The sequence below is a fragment of the Microbacterium lacus genome, assembly GCF_044794305.1.
In the GTDB taxonomy this organism is placed as follows: Bacteria; Actinomycetota; Actinomycetes; order Actinomycetales; family Microbacteriaceae; genus Microbacterium; species Microbacterium lacus_B.
Genome location: NZ_CP084996.1, coordinates 1,888,724 through 1,911,722, shown reverse-complemented (window position 1 = coordinate 1,911,722; position 22,999 = coordinate 1,888,724). Strand labels below are relative to the sequence as shown.

Sequence of the window (22,999 nt, the reverse complement as noted above, 5' to 3'; positions counted from 1 at the left end):
TCCTCCCTCCGCTGCGTACGGCGCACACTTAGGCTGGCGGGCATGCCTGCTTCTCGTATCGTCGATCTCTCGCACCCGATCCGGGCGGGGCTTGTGACCTACCCGGGCCTGCCAGCGCCGACCATCACCCCGCACCTCACGCGCGAAGACTCGCGAGCGAACTACGCACCGGGCACCGAATTCGCGATGGACATCATCCACATGATCGGCAACACCGGCACCTACATCGACTCGCCGTTCCACCGCTACCCCGAAGGCCCCGACCTCGCCGGGCTCGATCTCTCGACGCTCGTCGGGTTGCGCGCCGAGATCTTTGATGTGACGGATGCCTCGGCCCGAGGCATCCGCCCCCGAGACTTCGCCGACCGTGATGTGCGTGGCGCAGCGGTGCTGCTGCACACCGGGTGGGACCAGCACTTCGGCACACCCGAGTACGGGCGCGGAGCGCCGTTCCTCACCGAAGAGGGTGCGCAGTGGCTCATCGATGCCGGAGCCGTGCTGGTCGGAATCGACTCGGTGAACATCGACGACACCGAGTCGGGCGGCGAGCGTCCCGCGCACTCGCTCCTGCTCGGAGCAGGAGTGCACGTCGTTGAGCACCTGACCAACCTCGGAGCAGTGCCGCGAAGCGGAGCACGATTCACCGCCGCACCACCGGCCGTCGAGGGGTTCGGCACTTTCCCGGTGCGGGCCTTCGCCGAAATGGCCGGGTAATGCTCAACCGCGAGATCTTCCGGCCGGGTACGGTGGGCCGGATGATCACCGACGACTGGACACCTCATCGGCGGGACGACCGCGAGTTGCTCGGCTGGATTCGTGCTGAAGCCGAAGGCTGGGTCGCGGTCGACCTGCTCGGGCGCGAGGTCACCGAGGCGATCGACTGGCTCGACGCCGAAGACGTGCTCGAGGAGCGCGGACTCGCATGGCTGGCGGAAGTGTGGATGCTCGAGACCGACGACGGCGCCATTCGCGTCCGCATCGCTGAGGTGTCGCCGCCACTGACCTCGGGCGACCGTGGACGTGTGGTTGTGCACACCGACGACTTCGGAGCCGTCGACGTCGCGTTCACCCGCATCGAGCTGCCGTGGCCGGTGCCGCCGGCGCTCCGACCGAAGCTGCCGGGCGAGGCATCCGAGTTTCCGGCGTCCTGAGTTCTTCGCTCGCCACTCGTATCAGGACCAATCCGATTCACTCCTTTCCTCCGAAGACGCGTTATAGAACGCGCATCGCGCGGTCTCTTGATCGACGCGAAGGGAGAAGCGGTGAAGGAGTCCACCATGCGACAAGCAGTGGAAGAACTGGTGCAGATGTTCAGCGCTGTCTGGTCACGCGATCGGTCACGCACACACCGAGAGGGACGCGTTCCCCGTCGCATGCGTCCACACCACCCGCGATCGACCTTTCAGCCCGCCACGGACGGCAAGGTTTCGCGACGCCTCGCGGTCTGAGGTACCTCAGACTTCGGCGGGGCTAGCCTGAGGGCATGCCCATTGCCTCAGCCGCGGCATCCGTCGCCCTCGAAGGATTCGAGCTGCGCGTCCTGCACCTGCCGCTCGTGTCGCCGTTCACCACGTCGTTCGGCACCGATACCGTCCGCGAAGTCATCATCGTTCGGGCGTTGACGGCCGACGGCGACGGCTGGGGGGAGATCGTCACAGGCGAGGCGCCCCTGTACTCGAGCGAGTACACGCAGGGCGCGTGGGACATGGCGCTGCGGTTCATGGTTCCGGCGTTGCTCGATCAGGGTGCGATCGCCCCGCACGAGGTGGCCGGAGTCCTGCGGCCGTTCGTCGGGCACCGCATGGCCAAGGCGGGGCTCGAACTCGCCGTGCTCGACGCCGCACTGCGGGCGGAGGGCAGGCCACTGGGGGAGTATCTCGGTGCCGTGCATGACCGGGTTCCGTCCGGAGTGTCGGTCGGAATCCAGCGCGACCCGGCCGCCCTGGTCGACGTCGTCGGCGGATACCTCGACGAGGGCTACGTCCGCATCAAGATCAAGATCAAACCCGGCCGCGATATCGCCGAGACCGCCGCGGTGCGGGATGCCTTCGGCGGGATTCCGCTGCAGGTCGATGCGAACTCGGCCTACACGCTCGCCGATATCGACACTCTCGCCGAGCTCGACCGCTACGACCTGCTGCTCATCGAGCAACCGCTCGAAGAGGACGACATCGTCGACCACGCGACCCTCGCTCGGCAGCTCAGAACGCCGATCTGCCTCGACGAGTCCATCGTGTCGGCCAAAGCAGCGCGCGACGCGCTCGCGCTGGGCTCGGCATCCATCATCAACATCAAAGCGGGCCGCATCGGCGGCTACCTCGAAGCGGTCGACATTCACGACCTCTGCGTCGCCGCGGGCGTGCCGGTGTGGTGCGGAGGAATGCTCGAAACCGGCATCGGCCGCGCGGCAAACGCCGCGCTCGCCGCGCTCCCCGGCTTCACCCTGCCGGGAGACGTGTCGGCGTCCAGTCGGTTCTACACGCGCGACATCGTGACCGAGCCCGCGGTGCTCGAAGACGGACACGTCCGTGTTCCGACCGGACACGGGCTCGGGGTCGAGATCGATCCAGTCGCCATGGAAGATTTCACCGTCGCCCTCGAGGTTCTGCGGAGGTAGCGATGCGCGGTGCCTGCAAAACTCCGCGGATCCTCGTCCCACAGGCGGATTCGGCTTCTGCTCGCGGCCGGCGCGGACGGTTTCTGTGGAGTTTTGCCGCGTCCGCCGCGATGACCGCCGCCCTGACAGCGTGCGTGGCCGCCGCACCCGAGCCAGCGGCGCTGCCGCCAGGGGTCGAGGTCGAGCTGTTTCAGCTCAGGTCGGATGTCGCCGATCGCTCCGCGCAGATGCGCGTGATCAACGGTTCGGACGAAGACGTGATCGTCGAGAGTCTGAGGTTCGACGACGACTGGTTCGACGGCGAAGCCGTGCGGGAGCGGACGAGCACCATCCCGGCGGGCCGAACGGTCGATCTACGGTTCACCCTGCCCGAATCCGCCTGCGACGAGGAGCCGACCGCGGACGAGCGCACGAGTTCGGTGATCTTCGAGCTCGAGGGCGGTGATGTTGTCACACTTCCCGTGACGGACACTCTCGGGTTCACCACGCTCATGCATGAGAAAGAATGCCTCCGCCACGATCTCGCGCAGGTCGCGACGCTCGCCTGGACGTCGTTCACCGCCTCCGAGTCCGCGCAACCGGCGGCGCTCGAGCTCACTGTCACCCCCACGGGTGGCGATGGCATCGCCGAACTGGTCGAGGTGCAGACCACGAATCTGCTGCAGTTCGACACCGTCCCCGCTCCGTTCCCGCTGGTGCAGCAGGTAGCGGGGACGGATGCTGCCACCACCGTGAGCCTGCCGATTCTGCCGCTGCGTTGCGACCCGCACGCCGTGATGGAAGACAAGCGCGGCACCGTCTTCAACGTCGCGGTCAAGGCCGGCGGCCTGCAGGGAGTGGTTGAGGTCGCGGCATCCGAAGAGATGCGCGGGGCCATCCTGCGCTGGGTGTCGGACTGGTGTGACTTCGGCGCTGGCTAGCGGCCGACGGCACCGCGCGGCGTGACATGCGTCAGGGCGTGAGCCGGTAGAACCGGAATGCCGCGAATCCTTCGATCGGCAGTACCTCCACGCCCGAGAAGCCCGCGTCTCGGGCGTAGCCCTCGAGGGTCGAGGCGCGCATCACCGTGCCAGTAGCCACGGACCCGGGCGTCGACATGCTGTCGGGCAGGCAGAGAAAGAGGCTGTAGGCGTACATGATGCGCTCGACCTCGTCGCCGTCCGCGGCGAACGCGTCGGCGATGGCTTCGTCGACGACGATGACCGCGCCTTCCGGGCGCAACGCCTGGCGCATGGCGCTGAGCACCTCGACCGGGCGAGGCATGTCGTGCAGTGCTTCGAATACGAAACACGCGTCGAAGAGTTCCTCACCCGCTGTCAGAGCTGCACCGTCAGAGAGGTGGAACGACACCGAATCGATCCCCGCCGCGTGCTCGCGCGCGGCCACGAGCGAGGGCTCGTCGACGTCGATTCCCTGAACGGTCGCCGACGGATACGCGCGGGCCAGAGCAATCGTCGACCATCCGTGGCCGCACCCCACGTCGGCGAGGCGCGCCCCGGGCCGCGAGATCATCTCGTGAACAGACGGGACGCTCGCCAGCGCCGGGCCGAGCTCCCGCTCGAACCACGGCCGGTTCGCGTCACCCTGGGCGTCGCGCGCGTCGGCGCCGAACTCCGACCACCCGACGCCGCCGCCCTCGCGGTAGGAACGCAGCAGATCGGGCATGCGGGATGCCGAGGCCATCAGCATCCGCGCAAATGGAGTCGTGTACGCCAAAGACTGGGGATCCGTGAGAACTTCGGCGTACGCTGGCGGGAGTGCGAAGCGCCGCTCTGCGTCGGAGTCATCGACCGTGAGGACTCCGCTCACGGCCTGCTGCTCAAGCCACTCCCGCGCGTACCGCGGATGCATTCCCGTCTGCGCGGAGAGCTCATCTACCGTCAGCGGCGAGTCCGCAAGCGCGCGGTACAGCCCGAGGCGATCGCCAACGTAGACGGCGAGGGTCTCCATTCCGCCGAGCACCTGCAGGAAAAGTCGCTCCGCGAATGCGGCTCCCGCCTCAGAAACGGTGTGCTCACTCATGGCGTCTCCTGACTTCACCGCAGAGGCTACCCCTGCGAGCCCGCGCACGCGAGAGGCCGGCCACCCGAAGGTGACCGGCCTCTTTCGCGCGCTCAGCCTCAGCGCACCTGCACCTTGATCTCTTTCGAGGTGGTGGCGCCGGCGGCGTTGGAGAACTCGGCGACGTACCTGTACGTTCCGGGTGCTCGCGCCGCGACCGCGGTCGATGCGCTCTGCGCGTTCGGCGATGCCGCGACCAGCTCTTGAGAGTCGATCAGCACACCGTTCTCGTACAGCTTGTAGGCGGTGCCGTTCGTGCCCCACCACAGATTGGCGGTGAGGGTGTAGTTGCCGTCCTTGTCCCAATTGTCGTGTGAGAGCACCGGTGCCGCGGGCGCGGCATCCTTCACCTTCACCGTCGTCGAGGTGGTCGCTGTGACTCCTGCGGCGTTGACCAGCTCGCCCGTGTACACATACGTGCCGTTGGGCTTGCCGGTGACATCGACCGTCGTGAGCTGTGCCTGCGGCGAGTTCGGTGTGAGGAGCTTGGTAGAGATCAGCTCACCGTTCTCGTACAGGTGGAACACCGATCCGCCTACCCCGTGCCACAGGTTCATCGAGATCGTGAACGTGCCGTCGTGCAGCCCGCTCGTCCAGCCGCTGTTCGCCGACAAGACACCACGACCGGGCTTGGCGGTGGCTCCCTCGTCGTCGTAGACCAGCAGCTGCACCGACTGTGCCGTCATCAGACCCGCGTGGTTGACCGCGCGCACCGTGAGGGTGTGCGTGCCGGCCAGACCGTCGAGGTCGATCACCTGACCGGGTGCGACGGGATCGCCGTCGAACGCGATGTCGAGGTTGCGGACTCCGGACTCCGGGTCTTCGGCGGTGATTTCCACCGTGAAGGTGCCCGAGTCGGCCAGCAGCGTGCCGTCGGCCGGAACTCCGGTGACCACCGGAGCGGTCGTGTCGGACGAACCGGCAGGTGCTCCCGTCACCGCAATGTGCGGTGCCGCTGGCGCCTCCATGCCCTCGCCGATGAAGAAGCTCGGATGCGGCGGCTGGTTGTAGGCGGTGTTCTGCCACGCGACCGCGACACGGTACTGCGTGTCGTGCATCAGCGTGCGGATGCGTAGGTCGGTCTCGTCCGTGGTCGAGTAGATCCTCATCTCTGTCGAGTCGGCGCTGCGGAACGCGAGCTCTTCGCGCCAGTCTCCGAAGAGGTCGGCCTGAAGGTTGGGTGTGCCCTTGGTGCTGTTGTTGGTCTGGGCGCCCTCCGCCATAAGGATGACATCCTCCGATTCGGTCTCCCAGTTCCACTTCGACACCGTCGGCACGCCGACGCCCGTCGCATCCGTCCAGTTGTGATCGACGATCTCACGCAGGGGGTCGCCGTCGAACCACGCCAGGAAGTTTGCCGCCGGAATCGACTCCGAGATGAGTTCGCCCGTGGACGACTTCAGCTGACCGACGGGGGAGTTCCATGCGGCGTCGCCGCCGATGGCCCAGCCCTCGGCACCTGCGTAGCGCGGGTCGATGTCGCCCGACGCTGCGCGACCTGTGTCACGTGCCGCCGGGATGTCCCAGAGGATCTCGCCCGTACGCGCGTCGCGCATGGTGGCACCGAGGTTGCCCGACGACCCCATGTCTTCGTGCGCAGAGAAGACCTCGAGGCCGGGGCGGTCGGGGATGAGGTCCGACACATGCTGCGCATCTCCGTGGCCGAGGCCGGTGGAGTACAGCAGGTCGCCGTCGTCATCGATCGTCGCCGATCCGAAGATCACCTCGTCCTTTGCGTCGCCGTCGACATCTGCGATCGACAGGGAGTGGTTTCCCTGGCCGTACGCGTCGTAGCTGCCCTCGTCGTCTGTGTCGAACACCCAGCGCTCGCTGAGGTTTTCGCCGTCGAAGTCGTAGGCGGCGACAACCGCGCGGGTGTAGTACCCGCGGCTGAACAGCACGCTCGGCTTCTCGCCGTCGAGGTAGGCAACGCCGGCAAGGAACCGGTCGACCCGGTTGCCGTAGGCGTCTCCCCACGACCCGACGTCTCCGCGCGGCGGCGTGTAGTCGATCGTGTCGATGGCAGCTCCCGTCGCGCCGTTGAAGACGGTGAGGTACTCCGGGCCGGTGAGCACGTAGCCCGAGCTGTTGCGGTAGTCGGCGCTCGCGTTGCCGATCGGCTGTCCGAGGGCGTCGATCGTGCCATCGGCGGTCTTCATGACCACCTCGGCCGCACCGTCACCGTCAAGGTCGTAGACCATGAAGTGCGTGTAGTGCGCACCCGCGCGGATGTTCACGCCGAGGTCGATACGCCACAACCGCGTGCCGTCGAGCCGATATGCGTCGATGTACACGTTGCCGGTGTAACCGGCCTGCGAGTTGTCCTTCGAGTTGGACGGATCCCACTTCACGAACAACTCGTACGTGCCGTCTCCGTCCACGTCGCCGACGCTCGCGTCGTTCGCGCGGTAAGAGTACGGCTGGCCGTCCTTGGTGTACGCGTCGGCCGGCTTGTCCAGCGGCACCGACAGGTACTCGGCGCTCTGCACGCCGAACGGCTCGGTCTCGGTCGTTTCGACATCATCGAGCACTTTGGTGACGAAGTACTGGGATGCCTCGGAACCGTCTTCGTCGAGGAGGTTCGTCGAGTCCGTGATCGGCGTCTGCGTGATGCGTGCACCGTCGCGGTAGACGTGGAACGAGACGCTGTCGGGGTCGGTGCCGAGCATGCGCCACGACACGAGCACGCCGTCGGCGGTGTGCACCGCCGCCGGAGCCCGATCGAGGTACTCAGCCTGACGCTGCAGGACGGTCACCGCCTCGGTCTCGAGCTGAGCGGATGCCGCACCCGCACCGCCGGCGTTGACCGCGATCACCGTGTAGAAGTACGGGATCGTGGTCAGCACCGAAGAGTCGGTGAAGCGGTTTGTCTCGGCAACACCGAGCAGCGTGCCCTGTTCGCCCTCTACTTCGGAGCGGAAGACGAGCGAGTACAGAGACCCGACGGGCTGGGCCCACGAGATCTCGAGTTCACGCTTGTCGATGCGCTCCACCGTGAGGCCGGTCGGTGCGCTGGGGACGGTCACGTCGGGATCGACGAGCGACACCTCGACCGTCTGCGACGCCACCGATTCAAGTCCGGTCTGGTCGACAGCCGTCACGTAGTAGTCGTAGTCGAGTCCGACGCGTGCACTGGTGTCGGTGAACGTGGGCTCACCCACGGCGCCCACGAGCTGCGGCGCGGCATCGAAGGGTGAGGTGCGATAGACGTTCCAGGTGAGGTCGGGCTCGGCATCCCACGCCAGCGTCACCGTCGGTGCCGACGGATCGGCGACGACGTCGGTGACCTCGAGCCCCACCGGCCCGAGAAGGATCGGCGTGATCTCCAGACCGTTCAGGCGCGTACCTGCCGCCGCACCGTGCACCCGCACGGTCAGCTGACCGTCGGTGACGAGCACCGGGCCGCGCACCGACTCGTTGACGCTTCCGCTGCCGGCGTTGCCCGTGCCGAACGAGCGACCTTCGAGATCGAAGTTCGTTCGTGTCGACCCGATCCAGTCGCCCGAGTACGTCTTCACTGAGTAGGTGCCGTTGGGCACGTCGAGCACGAACGTCGAGCTGTCACCGGGAAGCACGAAGTCGCGCTGCAGGTCGTTCGCCCCACCCGCGTTGCCGCGGTCGCGTCCGGCGTTCGCCGCGATCGGCACCTCGAAGCCGTAGCCGACCTCGGCCGAATAGCCGTCGTCGGGGTTCACCTCGGTGTAGCCGGGCATGAGCGGATTGCCGGCCAACTGGAAGTCGAACTTCCACCTGGCCTGCTTGGTGGTGAAGGTCACGACCTCACTGGCGGCGGAGTCGCCCCGGCCGTTGGTCGCCACGACCTGGTAGCGGTAGGCGGCGCCTTCGACCAGTCCCTGCACGATGACGCTTGTCTGCGTCGTGTAGGTCACGAGCGACCAGGTCGGCTCGGGGTCGGCGACGGCCTGTCGGTAGACCTTGTAGACGTCGGCTGTGGCCGAGGCATCCCACTGCAACTGTGCTCCGGCATTCGAGATCGACCCGGCGACGAGGTTCGCGGGAGCCGGCGGCACGGCAGCGGGAGGAGCGATGTCGACAACCTCTTCGGCGAGCGGGTCGCCGAGTTCGGCGATGTCCTGCGCGATGAGGCGCGCCATCTGGATGGCGCCGTAGTCCTGGAAGTGCGTGTCATCGACGGTGCCCGCAGGACGACCCGGGAACACACCCGGATCTACATGCAGGAACACGGCCTTGGCCGCCTCCGGCCCGATCTCGTTGAGGTACTCGCGGCTGGAGGCCGACAGGTCGATCAGCAGCACACCCTCTTCGGTGGCGAGTTCGGTCGCCTTGGCGACGTACTCGGGGAAGCTGACGTTGAACACACCCGTGGCAGCGTCGAAGCTGCGACGCGAGACAGGGGTAACGATCACCGGTGTCGCGCCGCGCTGGCGTGCACCCTCGACGTAGACCCGCAGGTATTCCTTGTAGTCCGCAGGTGAGGCGTAGCGGTCATCGACACCCTGGGTGGCGTCGTTGTGCCCGAACTGCATGAACAGGTAGTCGCCGGGACGGATGCTGCGGAGCACATCGTCGAGGCGGCCCTGGGTGATGAAGTTCTTCGACGAACGTCCGCCGATGGCCTGGTTGTTGACGACGACCTCGGGGGCGAGGAAGCGTCCGATCATCTGACCCCAGCCGGCCTGCGGCGCGAAAGCAGGGTCATAGGTCTGCACCGTCGAGTCACCGGTGAGGTAGGCGGTGGTGAGCGTTCCCGGCAGACGGTCGGGCTGACGCGTGATGGTCAGCGCGTTCAGCGCGGTCGCGGTGCCGGCGATCTGCAGGGTGAGTGTGCCGTCGACCAGGGCGATCGGGAACGACATCTCGAGGAACTCGCCCGCGACTCGCGTCGTCGGCTGAACCTTGGCGATCGACTCCGCGGTGATCGCGATGTCGCTGGCGGCGTCGGCGTCACCGGCAACAAGCGAGACGACGTAATCGCCGGCGCCGAGATCGACCTCGAAGGTCGATCCGGCTGCGGCAACGAAATCGTCGCGCAGCGCGTCGTCGCCGGCGCGGTCGACATCGGCGACAGTCGCTGTCGGGGCGGTGGAGAATCCATAGCCCCATTCGCCGTTGTAGGCGGTGGCGCTGGTGACCGGCAGTGCACCGGCGGCGACCGCGCCCGGGCCGAAGTCGAAGGTCACGACGTCAGATTCGGGCAGGGGCGCGGGAGCGGTGTACACCGGCGAGGTCACGACCGCGGATGCGGTCGAAGAGCCGGCGAGGTTGCGTGCCGTGACGCGGTAATCCCACTCCACGGTGGTGTCGACGCTCGCGTCGGTGTAGCCCGGGGTGGGTGTCGTCGCCAGTTCGGCGAAGACACCGTCGGTGCCGGCGCGCTCGATGACGTATTCGTCGCCGTTCGAGACGGCCGACCACGTCAGCACCACGCTGTCGCGGGTGACCTGAGCGACGGCGAGGTCGGAAGGAGCGTCGGGTGCGACGAGTTCGGGGATGGTTCCGCTGAGCACCGACGACGTCTGAGGTGACGTGCGGTCGTATGCGCTCACGGCGACGATCGCGTAGGCGTAGGAGGCGCCTTCGACGACGGATGCATCGCTGTAGGTGGCATCGGCCACTGTGGCGATCTCGGCGAACTCGCCGACCGTCTCACCTGACACGTCGGCACGCAGGACGGTGTAGCTCGCGGCGCCGTCAGCGGCCGACCACGTGAGGTCTACGCCGTTCCACGCGAGGCGGGCGACGGCGAGGTCGGCGGGTGCTTCCGGGACGACAGGGGCGACGACGAGCCCGTTGATGTAGGCGCCGAGTCCGCTGCCGGTGAAGCCGACGGTGAGCTGCCCGTCAGTGACGGTGGTGCGGAACGTCGCGGTAGTGCTGGCGTTTCGGCCGTTGGTGAGTCTGGTCTGGTCGATGCCCTCGAGGCTCATCGTGGCGTTCGTACCCGACGCGCTCGGAAGCGCATCGCCGATGGTGACCGTGACGTCGTACTCGCCCTCGGGAACCTCGTCCAGGAGGAAGCCCCATTCGAGGCCCGCGACGAAGTCTTCGGCGACGGGTTCGGCCGGTGTGCGGGAGCCGGTGCGGTCGCGGTCGAAGAGTGTGACGCCTTCGGGAAGGGTGATGCCGTAGCCGGATGCCTCGGTGTACAGCGACGAGGTGAGCACCTGCTGGTACCCCTCGGCGACAGGGCTGGATGCCGTGCCGAAGTCGAAGCGCCACGCGCCGTCCTCAGCGGGGGCGAGGGCAGCGGCCGCCGGCGTGGCGGTGATCAGCGCTGCCACGAGTGCGGCGGCGGTTCCGATCCCGGCAGCGCGAAGCGTGCGGGATCGACGAGTGCGGGGGGTGGCGGGTGCCACATGGTCTGGTCTGTCAGCACCGGATGCGGTGCGCGATGACGCGTAGTGCACGGTTCCTCCTTGTGTCAGCGTCGGCAAAGGATGACGTCGTCTCCCGCAACCTCGCGGGTGATCGTCGTCGGTGAACCGGCCTCGTACGGACTCGAGCCCTGTCCTCTTCAGTTGTGTGCGGCTGGTGCCGCTCAGGATGGAATTGTTGTCCATCCAGCGGAAAGCGTTTCCCCGATCCGTCGTTCGGGCAGTCTCGCACGATGGCACCGATGGTCGCAAGGGAACTTGAAACGTTTTTGCAAAATTGCACAATCCCTTGCCAAGACACCCGGTGATGATCTATCGTCGCCGGAGAGCGCTTTCCCGATCTGACGGACCGCTCCCACGATCCTCGCCGCCGGTGTGCGTACGGACCGCGCCGGCGGCGAGCCCCTTTTCGTCACCGCTTAGGCTTTCGGCATGTCCCCCCAGAGCATCGACGCTCCGAATGACCCCGCAGCCGCACGTGGCATCGGCCGCAGAACCCAATCCGAGATCTATCGAGCCGGCATCAGCGGCACGAAGCCGCTGGTTCCGATCGACAGCGCTGCGCTTGAGGCTGCGGCGCAGAAGGTGCTGAGCGCCGAGGCGTTCGCCTATATCGCCGGCGGCGCCGGTGCTGAGCGCACGATGGCGGCCAACCGCGCAGTGTTTGACCAGTGGCAGGTGTGGCCACGACCGCTTCGCGATGTCTCTGTCCGCGACCTGTCGATCGACTTCCTGGGTCGGGCGCGCCCGACGCCCTTCCTCCTCGCTCCGCTCGGGGTCATGGAGATGGCGCACACCGACGCCGACCTCGCTGTCGCCCGGGCTGCGGCGTCGCTGGGTGTGCCGTACACGCTGAGCAATCAGGCATCTTTCCCGATGGAAGAGATAGCGGATGCCGCCCCCGACGCCCCGCGCCTGTTTCAGTTGTACTGGTCAGCGTCGGACGACCTCAACGCGTCGCTGTTGCGGCGGGCCGAGGCATCCGGCTGCGAAGCCATCGTCGTGACGCTCGACACGCACCTGCTGGGGTGGCGGACGCGCGATCTCGACCTGGCCTATCTGCCGTTCACCCGTGGAATGGGCATCGCCCAATACACGAGCGACCCCGTCTTCCAACAGCTCGTGCGCGAGCGCGTGCGGGCGGCTGAGGCTTCAGAAGTTCCGGATGCCGCTCCCGCGGTGAAGATCACTCCTCAGGCGATCGCCGCCGGAGTGAAGATCGCCCGCAAGGGCAAGACGCTGACCGGCGCGGGGCTACGCGAAAGCCTGCGCTCGCCGCTCCCGCGCGCGGCGGTCGAGACTTTTCTCGACGTGTTCTCGACGCCGGCGCTGACCTGGGAGGACCTCGCGAAGGCCCGCGAATGGACGAGCCTGCCCATTGTTCTCAAGGGCATCGTGCACCCTGACGACGCCGCCCGCGCGCTGGATGCCGGCGCCGACGGCGTCTGGGTCTCAAACCACGGCGGTCGGCAGATCGACCAGTCGGTGCCGACGCTCGCAGCATTGCCGGGTGTGGTTGCCCGCGTGGCAGGCCAGGTTCCGGTCGTCTTCGACTCGGGAGTGCGGCAGGGGTCCGATGCCTTCATCGCGCTGGCGCTCGGCGCGACTGCGGTCGCGATCGGGAGGCCCTACGCTTACGGTCTCGGCATCGCCGGAGAGGCCGGAATTCGTGAGGTCGTGCGCAATCTGCTCGCCGAACTCGACATCACGCTCGGGCTCTCGGGTCACACGTCGCTCGCCGAGCTCAGCCCCGACGCTCTCAGGGCATGCGTGCAGGGCTGAGAAATCGGGGGCCATCCCCCGTGAATGACGCGCGGTCTCGCTCTACACTGAGCGTGTGACCAACCCGCCTGCACCCCCGACTCCGCCCAACTTCGGCGGCGCGACGCCGCCGAACGATCCGCAGAACGACGGACAGACTCCGCCGTACGCTGCGCCCCCGCAGTACTCCGCCCCGCAGAATTACGCGCCCCCGCAGAACTACGCTGCCCCGTCGAACGTGTCCCAGGCCCCGATGAGCCAGCCCGACGAGAAGATGTGGTCGACGCTCATCCACCTCGGTGGACTGTTCTTCGGTTTCCTCGCGCCCCTCATCGGCTACCTGCTGTTCAAGGACCGCGGACCGTTCGTTCGCGCACACTCCGCGACGGCATTGAACTTCCAGCTCACGCTGATCATCGCCTACATCGTGGGCGCGATCCTCTTCGTGTTCGTCATCGGCATCTTCATCATGCTCGCCGCGTACGTGCTGAACATCGTGTTCTGCATCATTGCCGCCATCAAGGCGAACAGGGGCGAGTGGTACCAGTACCCCCTGACCATCAAGTTCCTGAGCTGAGCTCACACCACCTCGTAAGCGCGGCCGAGCACGTCGTACACGCGACGTGCTCGGTTGTCTTTTGTGAGCAGCGTCAGCTCGCTGGGGGAGAAGGTCGGCGTCGAGTCGCCTCGAGCGTCGCCCGGACGTCGTCATCATCAAGTGGCGGTGCGTTGGTCAAGCGGATCGCTGCGTCGTTCAGACGAGCCGCCTCGGGGTCGCTGTTCTCGTTGTACTCCGCGAGCGGATGGAGCCGTGGATCGACGTCCCGACTGTTCGGCAACTCGGTGGACGCGCTGCATATTCGTCGGATGCCGTGACACCAGGGGTGGGGATCCCTCACGACTAGACTTGGCCGATGCCGTGAACGCGCGGCAATCGCGATCATCCGCACCAAATAACGACCATTGGAGCCACCGTGGCCGAGCAGTCCCGCCTCGATAAAGTCATCGCCCTCGCCCGCCACCGCGGGTTCGTGTTTCAGGCCGGTGAGATCTACGGCGGATCGCGCTCGGCCTGGGATTACGGTCCACTCGGTACGGAGCTCAAAGAGAACATCCGCCGCCAGTGGTGGCAGACCTTCGTCCGCGGACGCGGTGACATGGTGGGCCTGGACTCGTCGGTGATTCTGCCGAAGCGGGTGTGGGAAGCATCCGGTCACGTCGCCACGTTCTCGGACCCGCTCGTGGAGTGCCTGCAGTGCCACAAGCGCTTCCGCGCCGACACGCTCGTCGAAGACTTCGAGGCGCGCAAGGGCCGCAAGGCCGAGAACGGCCTCGCCGACGTGCCGTGTCCGAACTGCGGCAACAAAGGCCAGTACACCGAGCCGAAGGCGTTCTCAGGTCTGATGAAGACCTACCTCGGTGTGGTGGACGACGAGTCGGGCGTGCACTACCTGCGCCCCGAGACCGCGCAGGGCATCTTCATCAACTTCAGCAACGTGCTGACCGCGGCACGCAAGAAGCCGCCGTTCGGTGTCGGCCAGATCGGCAAGGCGTTCCGCAACGAGATCACGCCCGGAAACTTCATCTTCCGCACCCGCGAGTTCGAGCAGATGGAGATCGAGTTCTTCACCCCGCCGGAAGAAGCGGGCGAGTGGTTCGACCACTGGGTACAGGCGTGCTGGAATTGGTTCATCGACCTCGGTATCGACCCCGAGAACCTCCGCCAGTTCGACGTGCCCGAAGACGACCGCGCGCACTACTCGGCAGGCACGATCGATGTCGAGTACCGCTTCGGCTTCACCGGCAAAGAGTGGGGCGAGCTCATGGGTATCGCCAACCGCACCGACTTCGACCTGAACAGCCACACCGAGGCCTCGGGCCAGAGCCTGACGTACTTCGATCAGGCCTCGGGCGAGCGCTACACCCCGTATGTGATCGAGCCTTCGTTCGGTCTCACCCGCGCGATGATGGCGTTCCTCGTCGACTCGTACCGCGAAGAAGAGGTACCCAACGCCAAAGGTGGCACCGACACGCGTACGGTTCTCAAGCTTGACCCGCGCCTGTCGCCGATCAAGGTTGCGGTGCTGCCGCTCTCGCGCAACGAGCGGCTCTCTCCGCTTGCGCGCGAGCTTGCCGAGACCCTGCGTAGGCAGGGCTGGAACACCGACTTCGACGATGCGGGTGCCATCGGGCGTCGCTACCGTCGTCAGGACGAGGTGGGTACGCCCTTCTGCGTCACGGTCGATTTCGACTCGCTCGATGACAACGCCGTGACTGTGCGTGACCGCGACACGATGGCTCAAGAGCGTGTGCCGCTCGAGGGCTTGGTGACTTACCTGGCAGAGCGGCTCACCGCTTTGTGAGCCTGGGTCTGGCGCTTGCCAGAGCCCGCGCGCGATGGGGGTTGCTGGCCGCCATAGCAGCGACCGTCGCGGTAGTGGTGTTGGGCCTTTCTGGCGTGCTCGGAACCCTGGGTTCTGCGGTGCGGGCGGCAGTGGTGGATGCTGTGGCCCAAGCGCCGGAGCAGGAGCGTGCAGCGATCTTCACTCTGCCGGCGGCCACCGACTCGCAGGCTCAGGCGGTCGCTGCCGAGGCGCTGTTCGCGCGGCTGTTCGGTGAATCACTCCGCGTGACCGAGCTCACACCGACTGACGGGGGAGCGCTGCGCTGGGAGTTCGTCGTCGACCCCGAGCGGCTCGACCCGTGGGGCATCCCGCCGCTCGCTGACGACCTCGACAACCTCGACCGCGAGGCGCGTGACGTAGACGGGCTTGCGCCGCAGGGCTCGTCGGTCGACGGTGGACTCGCACAGACCCTCGAGACCTCGGCCGAAGGTGTGCGCGCGGTGCAGGCCGTCGTGCCGGTTCCGCTTGCGCTCATCGCCATCGGTGGACTCATCGCCGCGCTGCAGCTCGCTCGGTTGTTGGGCGACTCGCGCATTGGTGAAGCGGCTCTGCTGCGTGCTCGCGGCCTGCGCCCGACCACGGCGCGGTGGTCGGCGATCGGCGAAGTCTCGATCATCGCGACCGTGGGCGCTGGGGTGGGGTGGCTCCTCGCGGCGGGCGCGGTCGGGGTGTTCGCCGGTGGCGGCCTCAGCGCCCTACGAGCGACGGGGGTTGTGCCGGTTGTCGTCGCGGCCGCCCTCGGCCTCGGCGCGGGCCTCGCAGCCTGGCACGCCTCCGAGCCCAAAGCGACAGAATCGGCCGGGCGCTCGCGTACGGCGGTCACCGGTCTGAGCGCGGCGCTGCTGACGCTCGCCGCGGCCGTGGCCCTCTGGCAGTTGCGGGGGGTCGCCGAAGCCGGGTCGGCGCCCGCCGATGTCTGGAGCTTTTCGGTGACGGCTGTGGCTCCAGCGCTCGCGCTGGCGGCGGCATCCGTCCTCGTCCTTGCGTTCTTCGGCCTCGCCGCAGAGCTCGCCTCGCGTGTGGCGGCACGACGACCGGCGCTTGCTCCGGCTCTGCCCGCCCGCATGGTCGCGCGGTACCTTCCCGCATACGGAGTCGTCGTGGCTCTCATCGCGCTCGCCGCCGGCGGGGCGGTCGTCGCCGGCGCCTCTGTGGCGACCTGGTCGCGGGTGGGAGAAGAGAACGCCGCACTGCGCGCCGGCGCCGAAGGCCGCGCGGTGGTGGGCGCCGAGCAGGTGACCGCCGCGCAGGTCTCTGAGGTGACTGACGCGACAGACGTCGACGCGGCCGCGGCGGTCGTCACGCGGCCCGGGGTCGTCAGCGACGTCGAGGTGTCGATGATCGCGATTGCGGATTCTGCGGTCGCACAGGTGGTTTCGTCCCTGCCCGACCTCGGGATCGACCCGGACCAGATCGCGGCGCAACTTGCGCACGACCCTGCGGGCAAGGAACTGCCCGAGGGTGCCGGCCGACTCGAGGCGACGTTCGCCGTCCAGGGCAATCTGGTGGGCACATGGGTCTTCGAGGACGAGAACGGGACCGAACCACCGGTGCGGGTCGAGTCGATGGCGCTCCCGACGGCCGATCAGCTCGAAGCCACGGCCTGGCTTGTCGATGACCTGGGTACCCCGGCGCGGGTGCCGTTGGCGCTCGAGGTCGAGGTTCTTGACGGTTTTGCCGGCACAGCCGTGCTCCGCGCGGATGCCGCGCTTCCCGCGGGGCGCTCGCCCTGGGTTCTCGTGGGCATGCAGGTCGGGTTCGGCAACGCCCCGGGTACCCTCGCCCCCTCGCTCACTCCGACCACGCTTACCGTGGGCGACGGTTCGGAGCTGGAGTGGCCTTCTACCGCGCCACTGCCGCTCGGCGGTCAGGGCGGCTCGCAGACGACCGAGATCACCTTCGCGCCGGTGCCTGCGGCACTGCCCGCCGTGGTGTCGACGACTCTCGCCGACGCCTTCGGGATGGAGATCGGCGACAGCTACGACCTGCGTCTCGAACGCTCGAGCCGGGTGATCCCGCTCACGGTGACCGGCATCGTCGCTGCCGTGCCCGGAGCATCGCGCGACGCCGCACTCATGGTTCCGCTCGGGGCGTTCACCCAGAGTCAGGTCGCCGCCTCGGGGAGCGCTCTCAGCGCCGATCAAGTGTGGGCCGACGGGGCCGGTGCCGTCTCGGCCCTGGGCGAGGCGTTCACGCCGGCCGCCGTCGACACCGCTGCACCCAACACCGCGCTCACGGCGTCACTGGCCGCGACGTGGTGGGTCGCCACCTCGATCGGCGGGGTGCTGGCTGCCGTCGCCATCGCCGCCGCCGCCGTAGCGCTCGCGCGTCGCCGATCGACTGACGTCTTCGTGCTGCGCGCGCTCGGCCGCACAGCGGCCGCGCAGTCCCGCGCTCGCCTCGGCGAACTTGCCGCGGTCGCGCTGTTCGCCGTCTTCCTCGGTGCACTCCTGGGTGCCGCGATCGCGTGGTTGACGCTTCCGGCGCTGACCTTGGCCGCCGTTCCCGGAGTGTCGCTGGCGCTGACGAACACCCTTGTCTGGGGGTGGGCACCTCCGGTCGTGCTCGTCATCATCATCGCGCTGGCGGTGGGGGCAGCATCCGTCATCGTCACCCGCCTGATGCGCGTGCAGTCGCGTGCGGGCCGCGTGCGGGAGGCATCGTGAACTCTCGTGGGAGTCTGAACGGGCGGATGCTTCGTGACCGCCCTGATGGATCCTTCCTGCTGGCGTTGCTGTGCTTCGTGCTCGCACTGGTGTGCGCCGTCGTGCCATTCGCCCTCGCGGCTCTGAGCAACCAGACCGTCAGTGTGGCCGCCGATGCCCTCGCTCCGGGCGCGCGGGACATCGAGGCGAACGCCTCCGGTTTTCCGCAGACCGGATCAGCCGGCGCCGACTTGCCCGATGAGATCGCCGAGGTCTGGGGAGCGTTCGACGCTCGGCTGGAGAACATCCGTGCCGATACCGGTGCCCCGCTCGAACCTCTGATGGGGGCCGCCCAGTACGTGGCGCGCACCGAGCCGATGTTCGCCGTCGAAGGCGCCGACAACCTCAACCTCGTCGGCTTCGCCGTCGATCCCCGCTACCTCGATCGCGCGATGCTGGTCGAGGGTGCGTGGCCCGTCGTTCCGCAAAGTCTTGCTCCGGGCATCGCCGAGGGTGCCGCTGAGGGTGGTGCTGACCCCATCGAGATCGCCCTGTCGGTGCGGACTGCGGCCGAGCTCGAATGGGCCATCGGTGAGGTGCGCGGAGCACCATTTGCGATGCGACTCAGTGGCACGTTCGAGGCCGCCGAGGGGTCAGAGGACTACTGGTATCACGTGCCCTCGGTGCTGACCCCGCGTATGTGGGTCGATAACGCCGGTCGCCATATCAACGCCACGGCGTTCCTTGACCCGAGAGCGCTGGAGTTGCTGCAAGGGTGGCAGGGCGCAACCGCGGTCTGGTACCCGTTCGACGCTGATGAGCTGCACGCGGCAGACGCACCCGAGCTCGCGCAGCAGTTGCGCACATTCACTGCCAACTCTTTCTCGGTGGGCTCACAAGCCGCCGGCCTCGGCGGAGTGCTCTCGCTCACCTTCAACACCGAGACGATCGCGGCGATCGACGCGGCACTGGCAACGTCACGGGCGATGGTCGCCGTGGTCGCGCTGACGGCTTCGGCGCCGATCGGTGTTGCCGTCGCCGTCGTGCTGCTGGCGTGCCGCATCGTCTCGCGCGGCAAACGCGGCGCTCTCGCGCTGCTCGCCGCGCGTGGGGCATCACCGACCGACGCGCGGCTCACCCTGGCACTTCACGGCGCCGTGTTCGGGGTGGTGCCCGCGTTGCTCGGTGCGGCCGTCGCGATCGTGCTGGCGCTGGGTCTCGGCGTGCCGTTCACACCGGCTGCGCTCGTCGGGCCTGCGCTCGTTGCGGTCCTGCCCGTCCTCATCTTCTGGTTCACCCCACCACCGCCCGCCGGGGTGCGCGAAGAGTCGATCGGCGAAGCCGCACCCAGCCGGTCTCAGCGACGGCTGGCCGCTGCCCGCGACGGCGTGCTGATCGTCCTGACCCTGCTTGCCACGGCGGCGCTGGTCGCGCAGACACTCACTGGGTCGGGGGTTGGTTCTGCAGGCACGCGTGCCGCCGGTGCAGGTGCCGATCTGCTGGTGGCCGCCGTTCCGCTGCTGTGGGCGCTCGTCGGCTGCGTGATCGCCCTGCGGCTCTACCCGCTGCCGCTCCGGGCACTCTTCGCGAAGTACTCGCGGGGGCCCGACCTCGTCGGCTTCCTCGGCACGGCACGCTCGCTTCGCGACCAGGCCGTGGGCGTAGCGCCGGTACTGGCGCTGGTGATCGGAATGTCGTCGGCCGTGACGTCGGGGGTGATGCTGGGCTCGATCCAGAACGGCATCGACGCCACCGCGCGCAGCGAGGTCGGCGCCGACTTGCAGATCTCACGTGCGGACCTTTCGCCCGCGATGATCGACGAACTGGGTGCCGTCGCCGGGGTCGACGGGGTCGCGCCGATCTCATCGGCGATCGGCGCGTATGTCCGTTCCGGGCGAGACCTTGCCGTCATGACGGTGTTGTTCGCCGACCCCGAGTTGGTCCAGTCCGTGCAAGACCAGGGGTACCCGTTGATCGCGTCGGGCATCGATCTCGGCGCCGACGGTGCGACGATCCCCGTGGTGATCTCGGCGCGGGGCGCCGGAGCGATCGAGCTGAGCTCGGGGGATGTTCCGGTGGAGGTGACACTGGAGGGTGCGCCCGCGCGCATCGAGGGCATATCGGCAGCTCTCGCGCCCGCCGGAATCGCGCCGAACTGGGTGCTCGCTGATCCCCGGCATGAAGAGCGGCTGCTGGGCGAGCGCACGGCGCCGACGACCGCGGCGCTGGTCTCGCTGGCACCCGGAGTTGACAGCGACACCGTCACCGCGGCTGTTCGCGACGTCGTCGGAGAAGACGCCGGCATCACAACTCCGGCAGCGCGTGCGGCCGAACTCTCTTCGGGCCCGGGAGCATCGGCGATCCGGGTGGCTCTCATCGCCAGCACGGTCGGTGTTGCGCTTCTCGTTGCCCTCACGGTCATGCTCACCCTCGCTCTCGGCTCGCGCGGCCGAGATCGGACGATCGCACTTCTCCGAGTGCTGGGTGCTTCTCCCCGCACGGGGCGCGCGCTCGTCGGGTGGGAGCTGTGGCCCGGAGTCATCGCGGCCCTCATCGTCGGCACAGCCGTGGGCCTCGCGCTCCCTGTCCTGCTGCTCTGGGCGGTCGACCTGCGGGCGTTCACCGGGTCCACCACCCTCGGGTATCACCTCGATCCGCTCCTGCTGGGGGCGGCAACCCTCGGATTCGTCGCGCTCGTCGCACTGTTCACCGCGATCGCTCTCGCGTTGTCGCGCCGGGTGCGCGCCGTTTCGCTGCTCCGGGCCGGTCAGGAAGGATGACACCGTGACCACCACTACCGCTCAGATTCAGGATGCCGCGACCTCGGCGATCCCCACGATTCTTTGCGCCGATCTGGTCCGCATCTTCACCGCCAAGGGCATCGAAGTGCAGGCGTTGCAGGGCCTCAACCTGCGGGTCGAGCGCGGAGAACTCGTCGCGGTGGTGGGAGCATCCGGATCAGGAAAATCCACTCTGCTTTCGATCCTTTCCAGCCTCGACACACCCTCGGCGGGTACCGCGCAGGTCGCTGGCCGAGACCTGCTCACGATGACGCCGAAGAGCCGCGTCGAGTTTCGGCGCAAGGTCGTCGGATTCGTGTGGCAGCAGACGTCGCGCAACCTCCTGCCGTATCTGACCGCCGCGGAGAATATCGGTGCGGCACTCGCCGTCGCCGATGTGATCCCGCGCGCTGAGCGCGCCGGTCGGGTGGCCGACATGCTCGAGTTGCTCGAGATCTCGCACGGTGCGACCCGCAGGCCCGCCGAGCTCTCGGGCGGCGAACAACAGCGCGTCGCGATCGCGATCGCTCTGGCGAACAATCCCGAAGTACTGTTGGCCGACGAGCCGACCGGTGAGCTCGACGACGAGACCTCGGTGCACGTGCTCGAAGCCATGCGCGCGGCCAACCGCGAGCTGGGCGTGACAACCCTGATCGTGACGCACGACCCGTCGGTGTCGTCGTACGTGGCCCGCACGGTGCAGATCCGCGACGGTCGCACATCGACCGAAGTGCTGCGCACGACGGAGGTCGACGAGCAGGGCGCAGAGCGCCACGTTGCCGCGGAATACGCGGTGCTCGACCGTGTGGGACGGATGCAGCTGCCCGAGGACTACATGAAGGCCCTCGACTTGCGCGACCGGGTGCGGCTCGACCTGGAGGACGACTTCGTGAGCGTGCGGCCCGGTCAGCCGCACGGTCCGACGACGGCTGAGGCCCCGCCACAGGCCGCAGAGCCGACTGATGAAGGAGAAGACGTATGAGCGGCGAGGCGATTCTGCGGGCCGAGGGTGCGTCGCGCGTGTTTGCGGCTGCGGGCGGTGACGTGCACGCGTGCAACGACATCGACCTCGCGGTACACGCCGGCGAACTCGTCGTCGTGCGCGGCGCATCGGGTGCGGGCAAGACAACCCTGTTGAATCTGCTCAGCGGGCTAGACGAGCCGACGTCGGGGCGCGTGCTGCTCGACGGCACCGATCTCGCCTCGTTGTCGGAGGCCCAGCTCGCCGACGTGCGGCACCGCGCGTTGGGCATCGTCTTCCAGTCCTTCGGGCTGATTTCGGTGCTTTCGGCCGCCGAGAACGTGGAGGTCCCGTTGCGGATCGCCCGCACCGAGCCCCGCGAACGTGACGATCGCGTGGCGACTGCGCTCGCCGAGGTCGGTCTCTCGGGTCAGGCGGCTCAGCGGCCCGACGAGCTCTCGGGAGGTCAGCAGCAACGCGTCGGAATCGCGCGGGCCATCGTGACGCGCCCGCGTGTGCTGATCGCCGACGAGCCCACGGGCCAACTCGACAGCCGTACCGCGGCCGGAATCATGGACCTCATCGCCGCGCTCACGCACGAACGGGGGATTGCCGCGATCGTGGCCACCCACGACCCCCTGCTGGTCGCCCGCGCCGACCGCGTGATCGAGCTGCACGACGGTCGCATCACCGAGAGTCAGCCCGTGGCGGCCGAGTTCACCTCCCGCGCCGCGTGGCGGGCGGCGCAGAGCGGCACGCAAGAACCGTGAGGCGTCAGACCCCGCTGCCGCCCGACTTCGCGGCGGCCTTCATGGCCTGCTTGTGCGCGCGGACTTTCGTGAGCGATTCCGGCGAGACGATGTCGGCGACGCTGCGGTAGCTTCCCTCTTCGCCGTAGGGGGCGGATGCTTCGCGCCACCCGTCACCGGTGTATCCGTACTGCTTGCCCAGCAGGGCGAGAAAGATCTTCGCCTTCTGCTCACCGAAACCCGGAAGCGCCTTGAGTCGCTTGAGCACCTCGGCTCCGGAGGGCGACTGTTGTGTCCAGATGGCAGCGGCGTCGCCGCCCCACTCCGAGACGATCGCCTCGCACAGAGACTGCACGCGGCTCGCCATCGAACCGGGATAGCGGTGGACGGCCGGAGTCGTCTTGAACACCTCGACGAGCGCCTCGGGGTCGTAGCTCGCGAGGGTCGCGGCATCCACCCCTCCCACACGCTGCTGAATCTTCAACGGTCCCGCGAACGCTGTCTCCATCGGCACCTGCTGGTCGAGCAACATGCCGACCAGCAAAGCCAGCGGATCGTCGGTGAGCAGGGTGTCGGCAGCGTCGTCGCCGGTGATGCGGAGGGTCATGGTCCCAGTTTCGCACCGCGCGGGGCGCGCTGTCTGCCCCGGCGAGTGCCCCGGTGG

15 protein-coding genes are annotated in these 22,999 nt (G+C 67.9%); 12 read left to right on the top strand and 3 right to left on the bottom strand.

The features are described from left to right. Positions 1-42 precede the first annotated feature (42 nt). From LG299_RS09145 to LG299_RS09125, 5 genes are all read left to right on the top strand, one after another. Complete coding sequence (locus tag LG299_RS09145) at positions 43-714, top strand: cyclase family protein (RefSeq protein WP_404429432.1); 672 nt, start codon at positions 43-45, stop codon at positions 712-714. Positions 715-755: 41 nt separating this feature from the next. Then, complete coding sequence (locus tag LG299_RS09140; protein WP_404429430.1) at positions 756-1,151, top strand: hypothetical protein; 396 nt, start codon at positions 756-758, stop codon at positions 1,149-1,151. Positions 1,152-1,277: 126 nt separating this feature from the next. Then, a complete protein-coding gene (locus LG299_RS09135) occupies positions 1,278-1,448 on the top strand; it encodes a hypothetical protein (protein WP_404429428.1) in 171 nt (56 codons plus the stop codon). Positions 1,449-1,483: 35 nt separating this feature from the next. Then, positions 1,484-2,617: an o-succinylbenzoate synthase gene (menC, locus tag LG299_RS09130; protein WP_404429426.1), complete on the top strand. Its 1,134-nt coding sequence runs from the start codon at positions 1,484-1,486 to the stop codon at positions 2,615-2,617. A gap of 110 nt (positions 2,618-2,727) precedes the next feature. After that, complete coding sequence (locus LG299_RS09125; RefSeq protein WP_404429424.1) at positions 2,728-3,537, top strand: hypothetical protein; 810 nt, start codon at positions 2,728-2,730, stop codon at positions 3,535-3,537. Positions 3,538-3,568: 31 nt separating this feature from the next. Here the strand turns inward: LG299_RS09125 and LG299_RS09120 are convergent, their stop codons facing one another. Together LG299_RS09120 and LG299_RS09115 are read right to left on the bottom strand one after the other, a co-directional pair. Next, complete coding sequence (locus LG299_RS09120; RefSeq protein WP_404429422.1) at positions 3,569-4,639, bottom strand: class I SAM-dependent methyltransferase; 1,071 nt, start codon at positions 4,637-4,639, stop codon at positions 3,569-3,571. A 98-nt stretch (positions 4,640-4,737) separates the two neighbouring features. Further along, positions 4,738-11,067 carry a fibronectin type III domain-containing protein gene (locus LG299_RS09115; RefSeq protein ID WP_404429420.1) on the bottom strand — a complete coding sequence of 2,110 codons (6,330 nt, stop codon included), beginning with the start codon at positions 11,065-11,067 and terminating at the stop codon, positions 4,738-4,740. 399 nt (positions 11,068-11,466) lie between these two features. Here LG299_RS09115 and LG299_RS09110 point away from each other — a divergent pair, with 399 nt between their 5' ends. From LG299_RS09110 to LG299_RS09080, 7 genes are all read left to right on the top strand, one after another. Beyond that, positions 11,467-12,816, top strand: a complete 1,350-nt coding sequence (locus LG299_RS09110) for an alpha-hydroxy-acid oxidizing protein (protein ID WP_404429418.1) — start codon at positions 11,467-11,469, stop codon at positions 12,814-12,816. 55 nt (positions 12,817-12,871) lie between these two features. Then, positions 12,872-13,372 carry a DUF4870 domain-containing protein gene (locus LG299_RS09105; protein ID WP_404429416.1) on the top strand — a complete coding sequence of 167 codons (501 nt, stop codon included), beginning with the start codon at positions 12,872-12,874 and terminating at the stop codon, positions 13,370-13,372. Between the two features lie 397 nt (positions 13,373-13,769). Further along, complete coding sequence (locus tag LG299_RS09100) at positions 13,770-15,158, top strand: glycine--tRNA ligase (RefSeq protein ID WP_404429414.1); 1,389 nt, start codon at positions 13,770-13,772, stop codon at positions 15,156-15,158. 77 nt (positions 15,159-15,235) lie between these two features. After that, the gene (locus LG299_RS09095; protein ID WP_404429412.1) at positions 15,236-17,866 is read left to right on the top strand and encodes a hypothetical protein; all 2,631 of its coding nucleotides are present in this window, start codon (positions 15,236-15,238) and stop codon (positions 17,864-17,866) included. A gap of 26 nt (positions 17,867-17,892) precedes the next feature. Further along, positions 17,893-20,625 carry an FtsX-like permease family protein gene (locus LG299_RS09090; protein WP_404429410.1) on the top strand — a complete coding sequence of 911 codons (2,733 nt, stop codon included), beginning with the start codon at positions 17,893-17,895 and terminating at the stop codon, positions 20,623-20,625. Between the two features lie 4 nt (positions 20,626-20,629). Then, entirely contained in the window at positions 20,630-21,607 is a 978-nt protein-coding gene (locus LG299_RS09085) for an ABC transporter ATP-binding protein (protein WP_404429408.1), read from the top strand. Continuing rightward, positions 21,604-22,356, top strand: coding sequence for an ABC transporter ATP-binding protein (locus tag LG299_RS09080; protein ID WP_404429406.1), 753 nt, complete (start codon positions 21,604-21,606; stop codon positions 22,354-22,356). The genes LG299_RS09085 and LG299_RS09080 overlap by 4 nt, the downstream gene beginning before the upstream one ends. A 4-nt stretch (positions 22,357-22,360) precedes the next feature. Here the strand turns inward: LG299_RS09080 and LG299_RS09075 are convergent, their stop codons facing one another. Further along, entirely contained in the window at positions 22,361-22,942 is a 582-nt protein-coding gene (locus LG299_RS09075) for an HhH-GPD-type base excision DNA repair protein (RefSeq protein WP_404429404.1), read from the bottom strand. Between the last annotated feature and the right edge of the window lie 57 nt (positions 22,943-22,999).

Bases quoted from the DNA above. Each gene is read 5' to 3' on its own strand.
- LG299_RS09090 (WP_404429410.1), top strand. From the start codon at position 17,893: ATGCTTCGTGACCGCCCTGATGGATCCTTCCTGCTGGCGTTGCTGTGC.
- LG299_RS09120 (WP_404429422.1), bottom strand. From the start codon at position 4,639: ATGAGTGAGCACACCGTTTCTGAGGCGGGAGCCGCATTCGCGGAGCGA.
- LG299_RS09140 (WP_404429430.1), top strand. From the start codon at position 756: ATGATCACCGACGACTGGACACCTCATCGGCGGGACGACCGCGAGTTG.
- LG299_RS09075 (WP_404429404.1), bottom strand. From the start codon at position 22,942: ATGACCCTCCGCATCACCGGCGACGACGCTGCCGACACCCTGCTCACC.
- LG299_RS09145 (WP_404429432.1), top strand. From the start codon at position 43: ATGCCTGCTTCTCGTATCGTCGATCTCTCGCACCCGATCCGGGCGGGG.
- menC (WP_404429426.1), top strand. From the start codon at position 1,484: ATGCCCATTGCCTCAGCCGCGGCATCCGTCGCCCTCGAAGGATTCGAG.
- LG299_RS09110 (WP_404429418.1), top strand. From the start codon at position 11,467: ATGTCCCCCCAGAGCATCGACGCTCCGAATGACCCCGCAGCCGCACGT.
- LG299_RS09080 (WP_404429406.1), top strand. From the start codon at position 21,604: ATGAGCGGCGAGGCGATTCTGCGGGCCGAGGGTGCGTCGCGCGTGTTT.
- LG299_RS09125 (WP_404429424.1), top strand. From the start codon at position 2,728: ATGACCGCCGCCCTGACAGCGTGCGTGGCCGCCGCACCCGAGCCAGCG.
- LG299_RS09135 (WP_404429428.1), top strand. From the start codon at position 1,278: ATGCGACAAGCAGTGGAAGAACTGGTGCAGATGTTCAGCGCTGTCTGG.